This window comes from Aquabacterium sp. (genome assembly GCF_036273115.1).
In the GTDB taxonomy this organism is placed as follows: Bacteria; Pseudomonadota; Gammaproteobacteria; order Burkholderiales; family Burkholderiaceae_C; genus Aquabacterium.
On the sequence record NZ_DASUIN010000032.1, the window covers coordinates 62043 to 77193 of the forward strand.

Consider the following 15151-nt stretch of genomic DNA (forward strand, 5'->3'; position numbering starts at 1 on the left):
TTTTTTAGCGTCAGGGTGCGAACCAAGGTTCGCACGGTTCGCAGTTCGCACCCCGTCAGTTCGCACCAACCCCAAAAACCCGCCCACGGTTTGTCGTCGGCGGGTTTTCTATTTTCAGGACACCATCTTTGAATACGCTCAACGTCGAGTACCGCAAGGTCGAGGCGCTGATTCCCTACGCCCGCAATCCGCGCACTCATTCCGAAGCGCAAATCGCCAAGATCGCCGCCAGCATCGTCGAATACGGCTGGACGAATCCGGTCCTGGTCGACGGCGACAACGGCATCATCGCGGGCCACGGTCGTTTGGCTGCCGCACGCAAGCTGGGGCTGGATCAGGTGCCGGTGATCGAGCTGGCCCATCTCACCACCGCACAAAAGCGCGCCTTGGTCATCGCTGACAACCGGCTGGCGCTTGACGCTGGCTGGGATGAGGAGATGTTGGCGCTCGAACTGGCGGAGCTTTCCGAAGCGGGTTTCGAACTGGCGCTGACCGGTTTCGAGAACATCGAGATCGATGCGCTGCTGGCAGATGCCCGGTCGACTGAAGGTGAACCAGCGGCGCAGGATGGTGCAAACGCCGATGAACCCGATACGACTGATGACGTACCTGACACGCCAGTGGTGGCGGTGTCGCGCGAGGGAGATGTCTGGGCCATCGGCTCGCACCGGTTGATCTGTGGCGACGCCACCGACCCAGCCGTGGTTGCCACGCTGATGCAGGGTGACACCGCGCAGCTTTGCTTCACTTCGCCGCCGTATGGTAACCAGCGCGACTACGCCTCCGGCGGCATTGCCGATTGGGATGCCCTGATGCGCGGCGTGTTCGCACATCTGCCGATGACGGACGACGGACAGGTGCTGGTCAATCTTGGGCTGATCCACCGCGACAACGAAGTCATCCCCTATTGGGACGGCTGGCTGTCCTGGATGCGTCAGCAGGGTTGGCGGCGCTTCGCGTGGTACGTCTGGGATCAGGGGCCAGGCATGCCCGGCGACTGGCAGGGTCGATTGGCTCCCAGCTTCGAGTTTGTTTTCCACTTCAATCGCAGCACCCGCAAACCCAACAAGATTGTTCCTTGCAAGCATGCGGGCCAGGAGTCGCACCTGCGCGCTGACGGGTCGTCCACGGCGATGCGCGGTAAGGATGGCGAGGTCGGCGGCTGGACGCACAAGGGTCTGCCGACGCAGGACACCCGCATTCCCGATTCGGTGATTCGCGTTATGCGCCACAAGGGCAAGATCGGGCAGGACATTGATCACCCGGCCGTGTTCCCGGTCGCATTGCCTGGGTTTGTCATCGAGGCTTACACCGATTCGGGTGACGTCGTGTTCGAGCCCTTCGGCGGCAGTGGCACGACGATGCTGGCCGCGCAACGCACTGGTCGTATCTGCCGCAGTGTGGAAATTGCGCCGGAGTACGTGGACGTGGCTATCAAGCGTTTTCAGCAAAACCACCCCGGCGTGCCGGTCACGCTCATCGCAGGCTGTGGAATCAAATCGGGCCAGTCCTTCGACGACGTGGCCACAGAACGGCTGGCGACCACGGAGGTAGAACAATGAGCGCGTCCTGGTTGGCAGACAAGATTGAGCAGTGGCCGACAGCCAAACTATTGCCCTATGCCCGCAATGCGCGGACGCACTCGGATGATCAGGTGGCGCAGATCGCCGCATCGATTGCCGAGTTTGGCTTCACCAATCCGATCCTTGCAGGCAGTGACGGCATCATCGTCGCTGGGCACGGACGCTTGGCCGCTGCGCAGAAACTTGGGCTTGAGATCGTGCCCGTGGTCGTCCTTGATCACCTGAGCCCGACCCAGCGCCGCGCCTTGGTCATCGCAGACAACCGCATCGCGGAGAACGCGGGCTGGGACGATGCGATGCTCCGGATCGAACTGGAAGCCTTGCAACTCGAAGGTTTCGATCTGGACATTACCGGCTTCGACGCCGACGCGCTGGCCGAACTGATCGCGGGCGACGAGCCGGACAATGAGGGCCAGACCGACGAGGACGCGGTACCGGAGGTTGGCGAAATTCCAATATCGCGCCCGGGCGATGTCTGGATCATGGGCCAGCACCGACTGCTGTGCGGCGACTCGACCGTGGCAGAGAGCTATGCCCGGCTGATGCAAGGCGACATGGCAGACATGGTCTTCACCGACCCGCCGTACAACGTGAACTACGCTAACAGCGCCAAGGACAAGATGCGCGGCAAGGATCGAGCGATCCTGAACGACAACTTGGGCGATGGCTTCTACGACTTCCTGTTGGCAGCATTGACGCCCACCGTGGCGAACTGCCGGGGCGGCATCTATGTGGCTATGTCATCCAGCGAGCTGGATGTGCTACAGGCCGCCTTTCGCGCCGCCGGTGGCAAGTGGTCGACGTTCATCATCTGGGCCAAGAACACCTTCACGCTGGGCCGTGCCGACTACCAGCGCCAGTACGAACCGATCTTGTACGGATGGCCCGAGGGTGCGCAACGCCACTGGTGTGGTGACCGCGATCAGGGCGATGTGTGGGCTATCAAGAAACCGCAGAAGAACGATCTGCATCCGACGATGAAGCCGGTGGAGCTGGTTGAGCGCGCGATCCGCAATTCGAGCCGCCCGGGTAACGTGGTGCTCGATCCGTTCGGTGGTTCTGGCACAACGTTGGTTGCAGCCGAAAAGTCGGGGCGCGTCGCGCGGCTGATCGAACTCGATCCGAAGTACGTGGATGTGATCGTGCGCCGGTGGGAGGACTTCACCGGCCAGACGGCTGTCCGCGAGGCAGCAGACCAGGAAGTGTGCGCCAGTTGAATGGCTGGCCGGGCTGCTTGGCCTCTTCTTCCTCGGCGATGCGCCGCAGGATTTGCAGGGTGGTGAGATCGCGCGGCAGTGCCATGCACATGACGCTCACAGCCTGCTCGATGGAGACGTCTGGACGCCGGTTGGCAATCAGCCAACGCAGTGCCTGCTCCCGTTCGGTGGCGAGCGCTTTCATCAGGCAGCCATCTCTTCGCAGATTTCGCAGTGGATCACAAAGCCTGTCAGGTAAGGCAGGCCGCGCGGGATGCCGTACTGCTTGCTGGTCTGGCGGCCAATCGTCCAGCCCATCCAACGTTGGGTGGCGGCGTTGATCGCATCCTGCAAGGATTGGCCTTGGTACAAACCGTTCTGGATGTCGTCGGCAAAATGGCGTCCGTGGCGGCTGTCGAGGAAGGTCCGCACCGATTCGAGGGGCTGGTACGTGGCGTCCGAAATGGCGTTCATGGCCAGGGGCCATGCGGCGCTGGCGTGTTCGTTCATCGTGCCCCAAAAACCCCAGGCTTCGTTTTGGGTGGCGGGTATCTGGTTGGTGGTCATGGTGTCTTCTCCGGGTTGGTCGTTGCGACACCTGTAGTAACGCGCTGTTCGATTGAGAAGCCAAGCTGTTCCTGGCCTCTTTCTCGATCAATTTCGCTTACCCGAGACGAGCTACGTAGCGGGCGTAATCACCGCCCTCGGGATTGACGTAGAGGTAAGGGCGTCCGGGAGCAGTGACCTCGACGCAGAGGTAGCCGTCGCCAGTGCCGCCACCCTTGCCACGCAGCCAGTCGCGTGACACCAGCAGGCTGCGCCCAAAGGCGTCGAATTCGGCAAGGGTGAGCTCCTTGGTCTCGGTGACGTAGACCTTGTGCTGGTCGCTCCCGCCCAGTTCGCCGAGGTCGGCAGGTTTGCGTGCAAACGGTAGGCGGATACTCAACTCTTCGACCTGGAGGCTTTGGCCTGCGAACTGCAGAGTGCGTGGGGTGCGTTCGATGGTGATGGTCATGGTGCTCATGGCGGTTTTCCTGGTTTGGCGTCGTCAATCACGACATCTGTATGAACGCGCTGGTGGGGAGAGAAGCCAAGCTATTCATGGCTCCTCTCGCCATCTTTTTGGCTTCGCCGAAACTCGCTGTGCTCGTTTTCAGGCGATGCGGTAGATCCGCTCGCCACCCTGCGGCTTGTCCGAGACGATGTTCAGGCCGAGCTTTTTCTTGAAGGCTCCGGCGAAGGTGCCGCGCACCGTGTGCGCCTGCCAACCGGTGGCGGTGCAGATCTGGCCGATGGTTGCGCCCTCGGGGCGTTGCAGCATCCGGATCACTTCGGCCTGCTTGCTGTTCTCGCGGGTGCGCGGCTTGACCCACGTGGCTTCTGCGGCGGTTACGGCGGCTTCCAGTTCGGGATCGCTCGCGGCCGCAGGCGCGCCTTCAGCGTTGGCGATGATCCGGTCGAGATTGGCTTCGAACTGACCGATGCCCTTCCTGTTCACGTCGGGACGCGGAATGCCCAGGGCGTCGTAGCCCTCCGCAGCGACAAACCAGTCGGTGCCGTCGGTTGTGATTAGTGCGCGGTTGAAAAGTCCGTCGAGCACCTTCTTGCGTGCGCCGCCTTTGATGTTGTCGGGGAACCAGTCGATCTTGCCGCTGGTGTGTTCAACCGCGTGGGCCAGGATCGCGTGCTGGGCAGGGGTCAGTTGAGTGGTGGTCATGTTTTGCTCCTTCGATGTGGTGGACGGTGATGTGATGAACGCGCTGTTCTCAAGTGAAGCCAAGCGCTTTTTGCTTGGCTTCTTCGCTTCGCAATCAGGTGTTGGCCTTGTCTGACGGGTTGGCATTGCGCCCCTGCTCGAGACCCGCGTTGAAGGCGGCTTCAAGCGCATCGCGTAGGCACCAGACCGCCACATCGTGGAAATCGAGGCTGTCCGAGCGGCGGGTTTCCAGGGTTTCGATGCCCAGCTTGTTTTGCGCGATCTGGGTCAGGAGTTGTTCGAGCTTGCTCATGTCCGTGTCCTTTCATGGTGTTGATGACGAACGTATGAACGCGCTGTTCCAGATGGAAGCCAAGCTCAATTCGCATGAATGACGAACAAATGATTGAAGGTGCCCCGAAGGGGAAATATGGGTATTTCGATTCGTGCCTACGCACGCCACCGAGGGGTGTCCGATGCAGCGGTGCGCAAGGCCATCGCTGCTGGGCGGATCACGCCGGAGGCAGACGGAACGATTGATGCCGAGCGCGTCGACCGCGAGTGGGCGCGCAATTCCGATGCACCGCGCAATGGCACGGCCACCCGCGCGGTCAAGGTCGCCGTCCAGGAATCCAGCGGGGCCACAGGAGACGGGCAAGCAGCCTCATTGGCAACATCCGCAGCAGGTGGCACGTCCTTGTTGCAAGCGCGGACGGTCAACGAAGTGGTCAAGGCGCAAACCAACAAGGTGCGTCTGGCCCGCCTCAAGGGCGAGCTGGTGGATCGGCCGCAGGCCATCGCCCATGTTTTCAAGCTGGCGCGCTCCGAACGCGATGCCTGGCTCAACTGGCCCGCACGCATCTCGGCACAGATGGCAGCCAAGCTCGGCGTCGATCCCCACACGATGCACAACGCCTTGGAAGCGGCGGTGCGTGAGCACCTGCAGGAACTGGGCGAGATGCGCCCGAGGGTGGATTGATGGACTTGGACTATGAAGGCGCTGCCGAGATTGAGCGCGCATGGCGCGAAGGACTGACTCCGGACCCGCTGCTCACCGTGTCCGAATGGTCGGATCGCCACCGCATGCTCTCCAGCAAGGCCTCTGCCGAGCCTGGGCGCTGGCGTACCAGCCGCACGCCATACCTGAAAGCAATCATGGATTGCCTGTCGCCGACCTCGCCGGTCGAGCGTGTGGTGTTCATGAAAGCGGCGCAGCTTGGCGCGACCGAGATGGGATCGAACTGGATCGGCTATGTGATCCATCACGCACCCGGGCCAATGATGGCGGTGTGGCCGACAGTGGAGATGGCCAAGCGCAACTCCAAGCAGCGGATCGATCCGCTGATCGAGGAGTCGTCCGCACTGGCTGAACTGATTGCACCGGCGCGCAGCCGGGATTCCGGCAACACCATCCTGGCCAAGGAGTTCCGGGGTGGCGTGCTGGTGATGACCGGGGCCAACAGCGCGGTCGGCCTGCGCTCGATGCCGGTGCGGTATCTGTTTCTCGACGAGGTCGACGGTTATCCGTTGGACGTCGAGGGTGAAGGGGACGCAATCTCGCTGGCCGAGGCGCGTACACGCACCTTCGCGCGGCGCAAGATCTTCATCGTCTCGACGCCGACGATCTCAGGGGCATCGGCTATCGAACGCGAGTACGAGGCCAGTGACCAACGTCGCTACTTCGTGCCGTGTCCGCATTGCTCGCACCGGCAGTGGCTGCGTTTCGAGCAGCTGCGTTGGGACAAAGGGCAACCGGAGACCGCTGCCTACATCTGCGAGTCATGTGACACCGCCATTGCCGAGCACCACAAGACGTGGATGCTGGAGCACGGCCGATGGGAATCCACACTGCCGCGCGCGATGATCACCGATGGCATGGGTAAGACGGCTGGCTTCCACCTGTCGTCGCTATACAGCCCGGTGGGCTGGCGTTCGTGGCGTGAGATCGCCGCTGCGTGGGAAGCCGCCGTCAGTAAAGAGTCGGGATCGGCCGCTGCCATCAAGACCTTCAAGAACACCGAGCTGGGTGAAACCTGGGTCGAGGAAGGCGAAGCCCCGGACTGGCAACGACTGGTCGAGCGCCGAGAGGACTACCGCGTCGGCACGGTGCCGCAAGGCGGCCTGCTCTTGGTCGGCGCGGCCGACGTGCAGAAAGATCGCATCGAAGCGTCGGTCTGGGCCTTTGGGCGCGGCAGGGAGTCGTGGCTGGTCGAGCACCGCGTGCTGATGGGTGACACCGCCCGCGACACGGTGTGGAAGCGCCTCGCTGAAATGCTGGCCGAGACCTGGACACATGCTTCGGGCGCATCGATGCCGCTGGCGCGCTTTGCACTGGATACCGGGTTTGCAACGCAGGAGGCCTACGCCTTTGTGCGGGCTTGCCGCGATTCGCGTGTGATGGCGGTCAAGGGTGTGCCTCGCGGTGCAGCCCTGATCGGCACGCCGACCGCCATCGATGTCTCGCAGGGTGGCAAGAAGCTGCGCCGGGGCATCAAGGTGTACACGGTGGCAGTCAGCATCGCCAAGCTCGAGTTCTACAACAACCTGCGCAAGAGCGCAGATGTTGGCGAGGACGGATTGACCACGGTGTTCCCGGTCGGGTTCGTCCATCTGCCCAAGATCGACGCCGAGTTCATCCAGCAACTCTGCGCGGAACAACTGATCACCCGCCGCGACCGCAACGGCTTCCCGGTGCGGGAGTGGCAAAAGATGCGCGAGCGCAATGAAGCGCTCGACTGCTACGTCTACGCCCGCGCGGCTGCATCGGCGGCGGGCCTGGATCGCTTCGAGGAACGTCACTGGCGGGAACTGGAGCGACAACTGGGGCTGTCCAGTCCGCCAGTCCTTGAAACACCTACCGAATCGATCAACGAGGCCACCCAACGCGGTGGCCTCGCTGTTTCTGGCAACCGCAACACCGGTCGGCGCGTGATCAAAAGCCGCTGGCTGTCCTGACACCTCAAGGAGAAAACATGAGTCTTGCTACCCGTATCGAAAGCCTGGTCATCCGCGTCGCGCAGGAATTCAACGACGTCCGCGCCAAGGCAGGCAATCTGGCCAACCTCACCACCACCGACAAGTCAAATCTGGTCGCGGCCATCAACGAACTGAAAGCCGCCGTGGTGTCGTCGGCGGTGATCGACGATGCGCACGTCGCGGCCACGACCACGTACTCGTCCAACAAGATCGTCTCGCTGCTCGATGCGCTCAAGACCGAAATCTTGGGCGGTGCCGATGCCGCCTACGACACGCTGGTGGAAATCCAGCAACTGCTGCAGAACGGCACCAGTGGCCTGGATGCGCTGCTCGCCGCCGTCAACAACCGTGTGCGCTTCGATGCGGCGCAGTCGCTGACCGTGGCCGAGCAACTTCAGGCACGCAGCAACATCGGAGCCGTCGCAGCCACCGATGTCGGCAATACCGACACAGACTTCGTCGCGGTCTTTGTGGGTGCCCTGGTCTGATGAGCATCGCATCGCGCATCAGTGCGCTGGCCAGTCGTGTCGGGCTCGAGGTTAAGACCAAGATCGACGCCACCCACCCCGGCGTGGCCCGGGCGTGGGTGTGTTTCGGCTATGTCGGCACGCAGGTCGTCGTGCGCGCATCGCACAACGTGGCCAGCGTGACCCGGACGGCGGCGGGTCGCTACCGCGTGACCTTCACCGTTGCCATGCCCGACGCCAACTATTGCTGGACGGCGCTTGCCCGCAGCAGCACCAACAGCGGCACGCAGCGCATTGCCATCGTGCGATCCAGCGCCGACCAGAAGACCGCCCAGTACGTCGACGTCAGTTGCGCCACCACGTCCGCATCGTTCGACGACTCCTCCGAAATCAACCTCACGGTGTTCCGCTGATGGCCTACACACAAGCACACCTCGACGCACTGGAAGCGGCGCTGGTCAAAGGCGAAAAGCGCGTGACTTTTGGCGACAAGACCGTCGAGTACCGCAGCGTCGATGAACTCCAGGCCGCCATTGCGGCGGTCAAGCGCGACCTCTTCGAGCAGGCCGTAGACACCGGACTGTGGCCTGGCGCGCCACGCCAGATCCGGGTCACCACCGGCAAAGGGTTCTGAACATGCAATGGTTTGACCGAATGCGTAGACGCGTCGGCATGAGTCTGCTTGGCGGCGCCCCGTTCTATGACGGTATCGGTGGCGGCCGTCGCGCATTGGCGTGGCAGGTCGGCAATCCAGGCGCAGTCGCAGCACTGGCGTTCACCCAGAACGAATTGCGCGCCAAGAGCCGCGATCTGGTGCGCCGCAATGCCTGGGCAGCGGCAGGCGTTGAAGCCTTTGTCTCGAACGCCATCGGCACCGGCATCAAGCCGCAGAGCATGCTGGCCGATCAGCCCCTGCGCGAAGCGATCCACAGCCTGTGGTGGGACTGGTGCGAGGAAGCCGATGCCGCCGGACTGACCGATTTCTACGGACTGCAGGCCTTGGCCTGTCGCGCCATGCTCGAAGGCGGGGAATGTCTGGTGCGGCTGCGCTATCGCCGCCCGGAGGATGGCCTGCCGGTGGGCCTGCAATTGCAGTTGCTCGAACCCGAACACCTGCCAGCCACTCTGAATCAGGAGTTGGCTTCCGGAAACGTCATCCGTGCGGGTATCGAGTTCGACAAGCTCGGACGGCGGGTGGCTTACCACCTGTATCGCTCGCATCCGGGTGATGGCTCACTGGCCCCGATGTCAGGCACCGGTGGCGTGGTGGGCGGTCTCGACACAGTGCGTGTGCCGCCCAGCGAAATTATCCACCTGTTTCGTCCCTTGCGGCCTGGACAGATCCGGGGCGAACCATGGCTGGCGCGCGCACTGGTCAAGCTTAACGAACTCGACCAGTACGACGACGCCGAGCTCGTGCGCAAGAAAACCGCCGCGATGTTCGCGGGCTTCATCACGCGCCTGTCACCTGAAGACAACCTGATGGGTGAAGGGTTGCCGGATGCCAGCGGAGCGGCATTGGCCGGGCTGGAGCCGGGCACGATGCAGATCCTGGAGCCCGGCGAGGACGTGAAGTTCAGCCAGCCCGCCGACGTTGGTGCGAGCTACGCCGAATTCCTGCGCATGCAGTTTCGGGCGGTGGCAGCGGCGATGGGCATCACCTACGAGATGCTGACCGGAGACCTGACGCAAGTGAACTACTCGTCGATCCGGGCCGGGCTGCTGGAGTTTCGCCGCCGCTGTGAGGCCATCCAGCACGGCGTGATCGTCCACCAGCTGTGCCGCCCAATCTGGCGTGCCTGGATGGAGCAAGCGCTACTTGAAGGCGCGCTGGCGCTGCCGCAGTTCACCGAGAAGAAGCGCGACTACTTCGCGGCCAAATGGATTCCACAGGGTTGGCAGTGGGTCGATCCCAAGAAGGAATTCGACGCGATGCTGACCGCCATTCGTGCCGGGCTGCTGTCTCGATCGGAAGCCATCTCGGCCTTCGGCTACGACGCCGAGGACATCGACCGCGAGATCGCCGCCGACAACCAGCGTGCCGATGCGCTCGGACTGGTCTTTGACTCCGACCCGCGTCACGACAAAGCGCCACAACCATCGGCATTGGGCGCTCCCATGAATGCGGCCGCCACGGTGGCCGTGCCGCAAGACCAACAGGACAACTGACATGCAACTCGTTCATCTGGCGTCCCGCCTCTACGGGACGCCGCTCCTCATTGCACGTCCCAAACTCGATGTGATCCTCTCGGTGTTGGGTTCCCGCATCGGCTTGCCCGATCTGGACATGGCAATGCCGCTGCCCATGCCGCGCCAAAGCGCCACATCGGGTCAGGCGGGCATTGCCGTCATCCCGGTGGTCGGCACGCTGGTCAGACGTTCGATGGGTATCGAAGCCGCCTCTGGCCTGATGTCCTACGGCGAGATCGAAGCCCGACTGGACGCCGCGCTGGCCGACCCACAGGTGGCGGGCATCCTGCTCGATCTGGACTCGCCCGGCGGCGAGGCCTCGGGTGTGTTTGAGTTGGCCGAGCGCATCCGCGCCGCCAGCACCATCAAGCCGATCTGGGCACACGCCAACGATGCCGCGTACTCGGCGGCTTTTGCCATCGCGGCAGCCTGCCAGCGCCTGACGCTGTCGCAGACCGCTGGCGTCGGGTCGATCGGCGTGATCGCGCTGCACGTCGACCAGTCGGTGAAGGACGCCAAGGACGGCCTGAACTACACCGCCGTCTTCGCGGGCAGCCACAAGAACGATTTCTCCCCGCACGAGCCACTCACCCCCCAGGCCACCACCGCGTTGCAGACCGAGGTGGATCGCCTGTACGACATCTTCGTGAATCAGGTCGGACAGATGCGCGGAATCGATCCGGATGCCGTGCGCGCCACCGAGGCGGGGCTGTTCTATGGCGAGCAGGCGGTGGCAGCAGGCCTCGCCGACGCGGTGATGCCGTTTGATGCGGTGATGACCGAGTTCACCGACGCGTTGGCGGCCAAGCAGCGGTTGGCGCAGCCCGGCGTGGCCCGCGCCTCGCCGCGAAGCCTGTCCACGCAAGCCATCTCAAACCCGCCCCGAAGCAAACCTTTCACCCTGGAGAACACCATGACCGACCCCAAAGACGACCACGAAAACCCGAGCGATCCGGCCGACACCGCCCCGCAGGACGACCAGCCGCAGACCGACAGCGATTCGCAACCGACGCCTGCTCCCCAAGCAGCACTGGCGCAGTCCTTCGCCAGCGGGCGCGGCCAAGCGCAGGCCATTGCAGAGATGTGCCTGATCGCGGGCCAGTCCCAACGCACGGCGGAATTCCTCGCAGCAGGCTTCTCGGAAGCGCAGGTGCGCCGCGCCTTGCTCGACGCCCGTGCCGACCAACCCGAAATCGCCTCGCGCATCACCGCCGATGCCGGTACTAGCCAGCGTCCGGAAAACAGTCCGGTGGTCGCTGCCGTCAAGAAGCTCACCGCCAAGGAGTAAGCCATGCCCACTGTCTCTCAACCCAAGAATCTCGGCGACCTGCTGAAGTACGAAGCGCCGAATCTCTACTCGCGTGACCAGGACACCGTCGCTGCCGCGCAGAACCTGCCGCTGGGCACCGTGGTGGGCCGCGAAACGGCTACCGCCAAGCTCAAGGCCCTCGACCCAAGTGCCACGGACGGCACGGAAACCGCCGTTGGCGTGCTCGGCAATGACGTCGATGCGACGCTGATCGACCGTGAGGACGCGATCCTGATCGCCCGCCACGCCATCGTCGCGCGTGGCGCATTGGTCTGGCCGACCGGTCTCACGGTTGCGCAGAAGGCAACTGCCGTTGCCCAACTCACCGCCCTTGGGGTGCTGGTGCGCGACAGCGCCTGATCCCGTCCCGACGATCCATCTCACTCCCCCGAAAACCCGCCACTGGCGGGTTTCGTCATTTCTGGAGATCCCAAATGCAGAATCCTTTTGAAAACCCCGGCTTCTCGATGGCCAGCCTGACGGCCGCCATCAACCTCCTGCCCAACCGCTATGGGCGGCTGGAGCAACTCAACCTGTTCCCGGCCAAGCCGGTGCGCACCCGGCAGATCATCGTCGAGGAGTACGCGGGTCGTCTGAACCTGCTGCCCACCCGCGCGCCCGGTTCGCCCGGCACGGTGGGTGAACGTGGCAAGCGCAACCTGCGCTCCTTCGTGATCCCGCACATCCCCCACGACGACGTGGTGCTGCCCGAGGAGGTGCAAGGTCTGCGCGCCTTCGGGTCCGAAACCGAGATGGAAGCCATTGGCGGTGTCATGGCCCGTCATCTGGAGACCATGCGCAACAAGCACGCGATCACCCTGGAGCATCTGCGCATGGGCGCGCTCAAGGGCAAGATTCTCGACGCTGATGGCAGTGAGCTCGTCGATCTGTTCGACGAGTTCGACATCACCGCGCAATCGGTGTCCTTCGAGTTTTCGACGGCGGCCGACAACGGGCAAATCAAGACTGCCTGCCTCGAGTTGCTGGGCCTCATGGAAGATGGGCTCACCGGCGAGTTCTCGACCGGCGTGCATGTGCTGTGCTCGACCGAGTTCTTCCGGGCACTGACCACCCACAAGGAGGTCAAGACCGCCTACCAGAACTGGCAGCAGGGCGCGGTGCTGATCAACGACATGCGCTCGGGCTTCAGCTACAGCGGCATCACCTTCGAGGAATACCGGGGTCAGGCGTCCTTTGTGCAGGCCGACGGTACGCTGGGATCGCGCCGCTTCATCGCCGCAGGGGAAGCCCATGCCTTCCCTGTCGGCACGGTGGATACCTTCGCGACCTACTTCTCGCCAGCGGACTTCAACGAGACCGTGAACACCATCGGCCAGCCGCTGTATGCCAAGCAGGAGCCACGCAAGTTCGACCGAGGTACCGATCTGCACACGCAGAGCAACCCGCTGCCGATGTGCCATCGCCCTGGCGTGCTGATCAAGCTCGTTGCTGCCTGATGGATGTCGCGACGTTGTACGAGGCAGCCCGCAGTGCAGGACTGCTGACCGCCGTCACGGTGGCGGGCAGCACCGTGCACTGCGCCTTCCGTGCCCCCGACGAAACCGTGCTGGATGGTTTTGCGCTGTCGCGGGACTACCAGATCGACTACCCGGCGTCCTGGCTGACGCTGGCAGCCGGGAACACCGTCGAGGTGGCAGGCAATACCTATCAGGTGCGCGACGTGCGCGCCATCGGCGACGGCACCGAGCGTCGCGCCTCGCTCTCCCAACTCTGAGGAACTCCCCATGAACTCCGTCCGCGAGCGCGTCTTGCGGGAGATCGTCACGCGCCTGGCATCTGCGATTGCCCCGACACCGGTGCTGCGCATGCCTGCCGTGCCGGTCACCCGCGAGGCCAGTCCAGCGCTGCTGCTGTTCGTTGATGGCGACAGCATCACCGCCCACGCCAACCACCTGGTCGACCGGCTGCTGATCGTCCGGCTTGCCGTGGTGGCACGCGGTGCGGATGCCTTCGACGTCGCCGACCAGGCGCTGGTCGCGGCCCACGCGGCAATGCTCGCCGACCCGAATCTGGGCGGTCTGGCCATCGCCGTGCGCGAGATCGACTGCGAATGGGAGTTCGACGACGCCGACGCCGGGGCCGTCGCGCTGCCCGCCCGCTACGAGATCCGTTACCGCACCCACGCCATCGACCTCACCCAAACAGGATGAACACCCTATGCAAACCCTCTCCATCGAACTACTGAAACCCCATACCCACGCAGGCAAGCGCCTCGCCGTAGGTGATCGTCTTGATCTGAATGACGCCAGCGCCCGTTGGCTGATCACACAAGGCACGGCCAAAGCGGCCACCCCCGCCACTGATTCCAAACCCACCCGCCGTGATGCCACGTCCGGTGTTTCCACAACTGCAGCCACCCAAGGAGACTGAACATGGCTTACTTTTCCGGACAAGGCCGCGTCTACATCGGCGCACGTGATGAACTCGGCAACCCTGCTGGGCTGACCTTCGTTGGCAACGTGCCCGAGCTGAAGGTGTCGCTGTCGGTAGACACCATCGAGCACCAGGAAGCGCAGTCGGGTCAGCGCCTGACCGACCTGCAACTCATCAAGACCAAGAAAGGCGAGTTCGCCTGCACGTTGGAAGAGCTGATCGCCACCAACCTGGCGCTCGCGCTCTATGGCACCACGACCACGATCACCCCCGGTACGGTGACTGGCGAACTACTGCCCAACCCTGTCACGCCGGGCAGTCTGTATCCGTTGGCCATGCAAAACGTGTCCGCCGTGCAGATCCAAGACTCGGATGCCACGCCCAAGACGCTCCCGGTCAGCCAGTACAGCGTCAATGCCAAGCACGGTTCGCTGGTGGTGCTGGATGCCACGTCGGGCGGCCCATACACCGAGCCGTTCACCGTCGATTACGCCTATGGCGCGGCGCAGAGTACGGCAATGTTCACCCAGCCCTTGCCCGAGCGCTGGATTCGCTTCGAAGGGCTCAACACCGCCGACGGCAACCGCGAGGTGGTGATCGACCTCTACCGCGTGGCCATCAACCCGGCCAAGGAACTCTCGATCATCACGGACGAACTGCTGAAGTTCGAGCTGTCGGGCCAGGTATTGGCGGATCTGACCAAACCGGTGGGCGGTGATCTCGGTCAGTTCGGACGTCTGGTGCTGCTGTGATGGACGGCTTCAAGACCTTCCCCCCTGAGCCTGTGGTCGTCACGCTATCTGGCACCGCGCTGGAACTGACGCCGATCCGGCTGGGTGAGTTGCCACGGCTGCTGGCCGTGGTGCGCCCGCTGGCCGAGGAAATCACCAGTGATCCGGACTGGATGGCGCTGCTGGGACGGCACGGCGATGCCGTGCTGGATTTGCTGGCGATCACCACCCGGCGTGAACGCGCGTGGATCAACGACCTGTCGCTGGAGGACGCCGTGCAACTGGCCGCCGCCGTGTTCGAGGTGAACGCGGATTTTTTTGTGGCGCACGTCGTCCCGGCGATTCAGGGCGCGGCACAGCGACTCGCGCCGACTCTGCGCTCACTGACGACCTCGGCTGGGACAGTGCCGTGGCCCGCCTGATCCACGCCGGGCACCGCCTGGGCGACGTGATGGCCTACACGCTCACGCAGGCGCAAGCCTTTCTCGACGCCGACGGGCAACTGGAGCGACAGCAACTCGCCCAATTGCTCGGCGTGGTCGCCGTGGCAGCGCAGGGCGAGAAGCGAGGCATCGAACAACTGCAACGCGATCTGCTCAAGGACTGACC

Annotated in this window: 22 protein-coding genes; 17 read left to right on the plus strand and 5 right to left on the minus strand. The window is 63.7% G+C overall.

From position 1 onward, the window contains the following. Positions 1-128: 128 nt before the first annotated feature. Positions 129-1562, plus strand: a complete 1434-nt coding sequence (locus VFW72_RS14915) for a site-specific DNA-methyltransferase (RefSeq protein WP_329675087.1) — start codon at positions 129-131, stop codon at positions 1560-1562. Beyond that, on the plus strand, positions 1559-2800 hold the full coding sequence (locus VFW72_RS14920; RefSeq protein ID WP_329675088.1) for a site-specific DNA-methyltransferase: 1242 nt from the start codon (positions 1559-1561) through the stop codon (positions 2798-2800). Before VFW72_RS14915 ends, VFW72_RS14920 begins: the two co-directional genes overlap by 4 nt. Here the strand turns inward: VFW72_RS14920 and VFW72_RS14925 are convergent. The 5 genes from VFW72_RS14925 to VFW72_RS14945 all read right to left on the minus strand — a co-directional run bounded on the left by VFW72_RS14925 (position 2745) and on the right by VFW72_RS14945 (position 4788). Continuing rightward, positions 2745-2984, minus strand: coding sequence for a hypothetical protein (locus VFW72_RS14925; RefSeq protein ID WP_329675089.1), 240 nt, complete (start codon positions 2982-2984; stop codon positions 2745-2747). The two genes, VFW72_RS14920 and VFW72_RS14925, sit on opposite strands and share 56 nt — an antisense overlap. Further along, positions 2984-3346, minus strand: coding sequence for a hypothetical protein (locus VFW72_RS14930; protein WP_329675090.1), 363 nt, complete (start codon positions 3344-3346; stop codon positions 2984-2986). The genes VFW72_RS14925 and VFW72_RS14930 overlap by 1 nt, the downstream gene beginning before the upstream one ends. Before the next feature lie 97 nt (positions 3347-3443). Next, a complete protein-coding gene (locus VFW72_RS14935; RefSeq protein WP_329675091.1) occupies positions 3444-3803 on the minus strand; it encodes a hypothetical protein in 360 nt (119 codons plus the stop codon). Positions 3804-3932: 129 nt separating this feature from the next. Further along, complete coding sequence (locus VFW72_RS14940) at positions 3933-4496, minus strand: DUF3489 domain-containing protein (protein ID WP_023113936.1); 564 nt, start codon at positions 4494-4496, stop codon at positions 3933-3935. A 94-nt stretch (positions 4497-4590) separates the two neighbouring features. Further along, positions 4591-4788 (minus strand): DUF6900 domain-containing protein, encoded by a 198-nt coding sequence (locus VFW72_RS14945; protein ID WP_055451284.1) that lies wholly within the window; start codon positions 4786-4788, stop codon positions 4591-4593. Positions 4789-4905: 117 nt separating this feature from the next. On the opposite strand from VFW72_RS14945, the gene VFW72_RS14950 reads away from it, so the two are divergent. The 15 genes from VFW72_RS14950 to VFW72_RS15020 all read left to right on the plus strand — a co-directional run bounded on the left by VFW72_RS14950 (position 4906) and on the right by VFW72_RS15020 (position 15149). Beyond that, entirely contained in the window at positions 4906-5454 is a 549-nt protein-coding gene (locus tag VFW72_RS14950; RefSeq protein WP_329675092.1) for an elements of external origin, read from the plus strand. Then, positions 5454-7430 carry a phage terminase large subunit family protein gene (locus VFW72_RS14955; RefSeq protein ID WP_329675093.1) on the plus strand — a complete coding sequence of 659 codons (1977 nt, stop codon included), beginning with the start codon at positions 5454-5456 and terminating at the stop codon, positions 7428-7430. Before VFW72_RS14950 ends, VFW72_RS14955 begins: the two co-directional genes overlap by 1 nt. 17 nt (positions 7431-7447) lie before the next feature. Beyond that, the gene (locus VFW72_RS14960; protein ID WP_009521722.1) at positions 7448-7939 is read left to right on the plus strand and encodes a hypothetical protein; all 492 of its coding nucleotides are present in this window, start codon (positions 7448-7450) and stop codon (positions 7937-7939) included. Next, a complete protein-coding gene (locus VFW72_RS14965) occupies positions 7939-8331 on the plus strand; it encodes a hypothetical protein (RefSeq protein WP_329675094.1) in 393 nt (130 codons plus the stop codon). Before VFW72_RS14960 ends, VFW72_RS14965 begins: the two co-directional genes overlap by 1 nt. Further along, the gene (locus VFW72_RS14970; RefSeq protein WP_009521720.1) at positions 8331-8552 is read left to right on the plus strand and encodes a phage head-tail joining protein; all 222 of its coding nucleotides are present in this window, start codon (positions 8331-8333) and stop codon (positions 8550-8552) included. Before VFW72_RS14965 ends, VFW72_RS14970 begins: the two co-directional genes overlap by 1 nt. Positions 8553-8554: 2 nt before the next feature. Then, on the plus strand, positions 8555-10087 hold the full coding sequence (locus VFW72_RS14975) for a phage portal protein (protein WP_329675095.1): 1533 nt from the start codon (positions 8555-8557) through the stop codon (positions 10085-10087). 1 nt (position 10088) lies between these two features. Continuing rightward, on the plus strand, positions 10089-11396 hold the full coding sequence (locus tag VFW72_RS14980; RefSeq protein WP_329675096.1) for a S49 family peptidase: 1308 nt from the start codon (positions 10089-10091) through the stop codon (positions 11394-11396). Between the two features lie 3 nt (positions 11397-11399). Further along, a complete protein-coding gene (locus VFW72_RS14985; protein WP_329675097.1) occupies positions 11400-11777 on the plus strand; it encodes a head decoration protein in 378 nt (125 codons plus the stop codon). Positions 11778-11851: 74 nt separating this feature from the next. Beyond that, entirely contained in the window at positions 11852-12874 is a 1023-nt protein-coding gene (locus VFW72_RS14990; RefSeq protein ID WP_062794244.1) for a major capsid protein, read from the plus strand. Beyond that, entirely contained in the window at positions 12874-13152 is a 279-nt protein-coding gene (locus tag VFW72_RS14995) for a head-tail joining protein (protein ID WP_329675136.1), read from the plus strand. The genes VFW72_RS14990 and VFW72_RS14995 overlap by 1 nt, the downstream gene beginning before the upstream one ends. Positions 13153-13162: 10 nt before the next feature. Then, positions 13163-13588 carry a hypothetical protein gene (locus tag VFW72_RS15000; protein WP_023113946.1) on the plus strand — a complete coding sequence of 142 codons (426 nt, stop codon included), beginning with the start codon at positions 13163-13165 and terminating at the stop codon, positions 13586-13588. A gap of 7 nt (positions 13589-13595) precedes the next feature. Next, complete coding sequence (locus VFW72_RS15005) at positions 13596-13808, plus strand: DUF7210 family protein (RefSeq protein ID WP_071537755.1); 213 nt, start codon at positions 13596-13598, stop codon at positions 13806-13808. A gap of 2 nt (positions 13809-13810) precedes the next feature. Further along, positions 13811-14563: a hypothetical protein gene (locus VFW72_RS15010; protein ID WP_062794242.1), complete on the plus strand. Its 753-nt coding sequence runs from the start codon at positions 13811-13813 to the stop codon at positions 14561-14563. Next, positions 14563-14964 carry a hypothetical protein gene (locus tag VFW72_RS15015; protein ID WP_329675098.1) on the plus strand — a complete coding sequence of 134 codons (402 nt, stop codon included), beginning with the start codon at positions 14563-14565 and terminating at the stop codon, positions 14962-14964. Before VFW72_RS15010 ends, VFW72_RS15015 begins: the two co-directional genes overlap by 1 nt. Further along, entirely contained in the window at positions 14952-15149 is a 198-nt protein-coding gene (locus tag VFW72_RS15020; protein ID WP_329675099.1) for a hypothetical protein, read from the plus strand. The genes VFW72_RS15015 and VFW72_RS15020 overlap by 13 nt, the downstream gene beginning before the upstream one ends. Positions 15150-15151 lie beyond the last annotated feature (2 nt).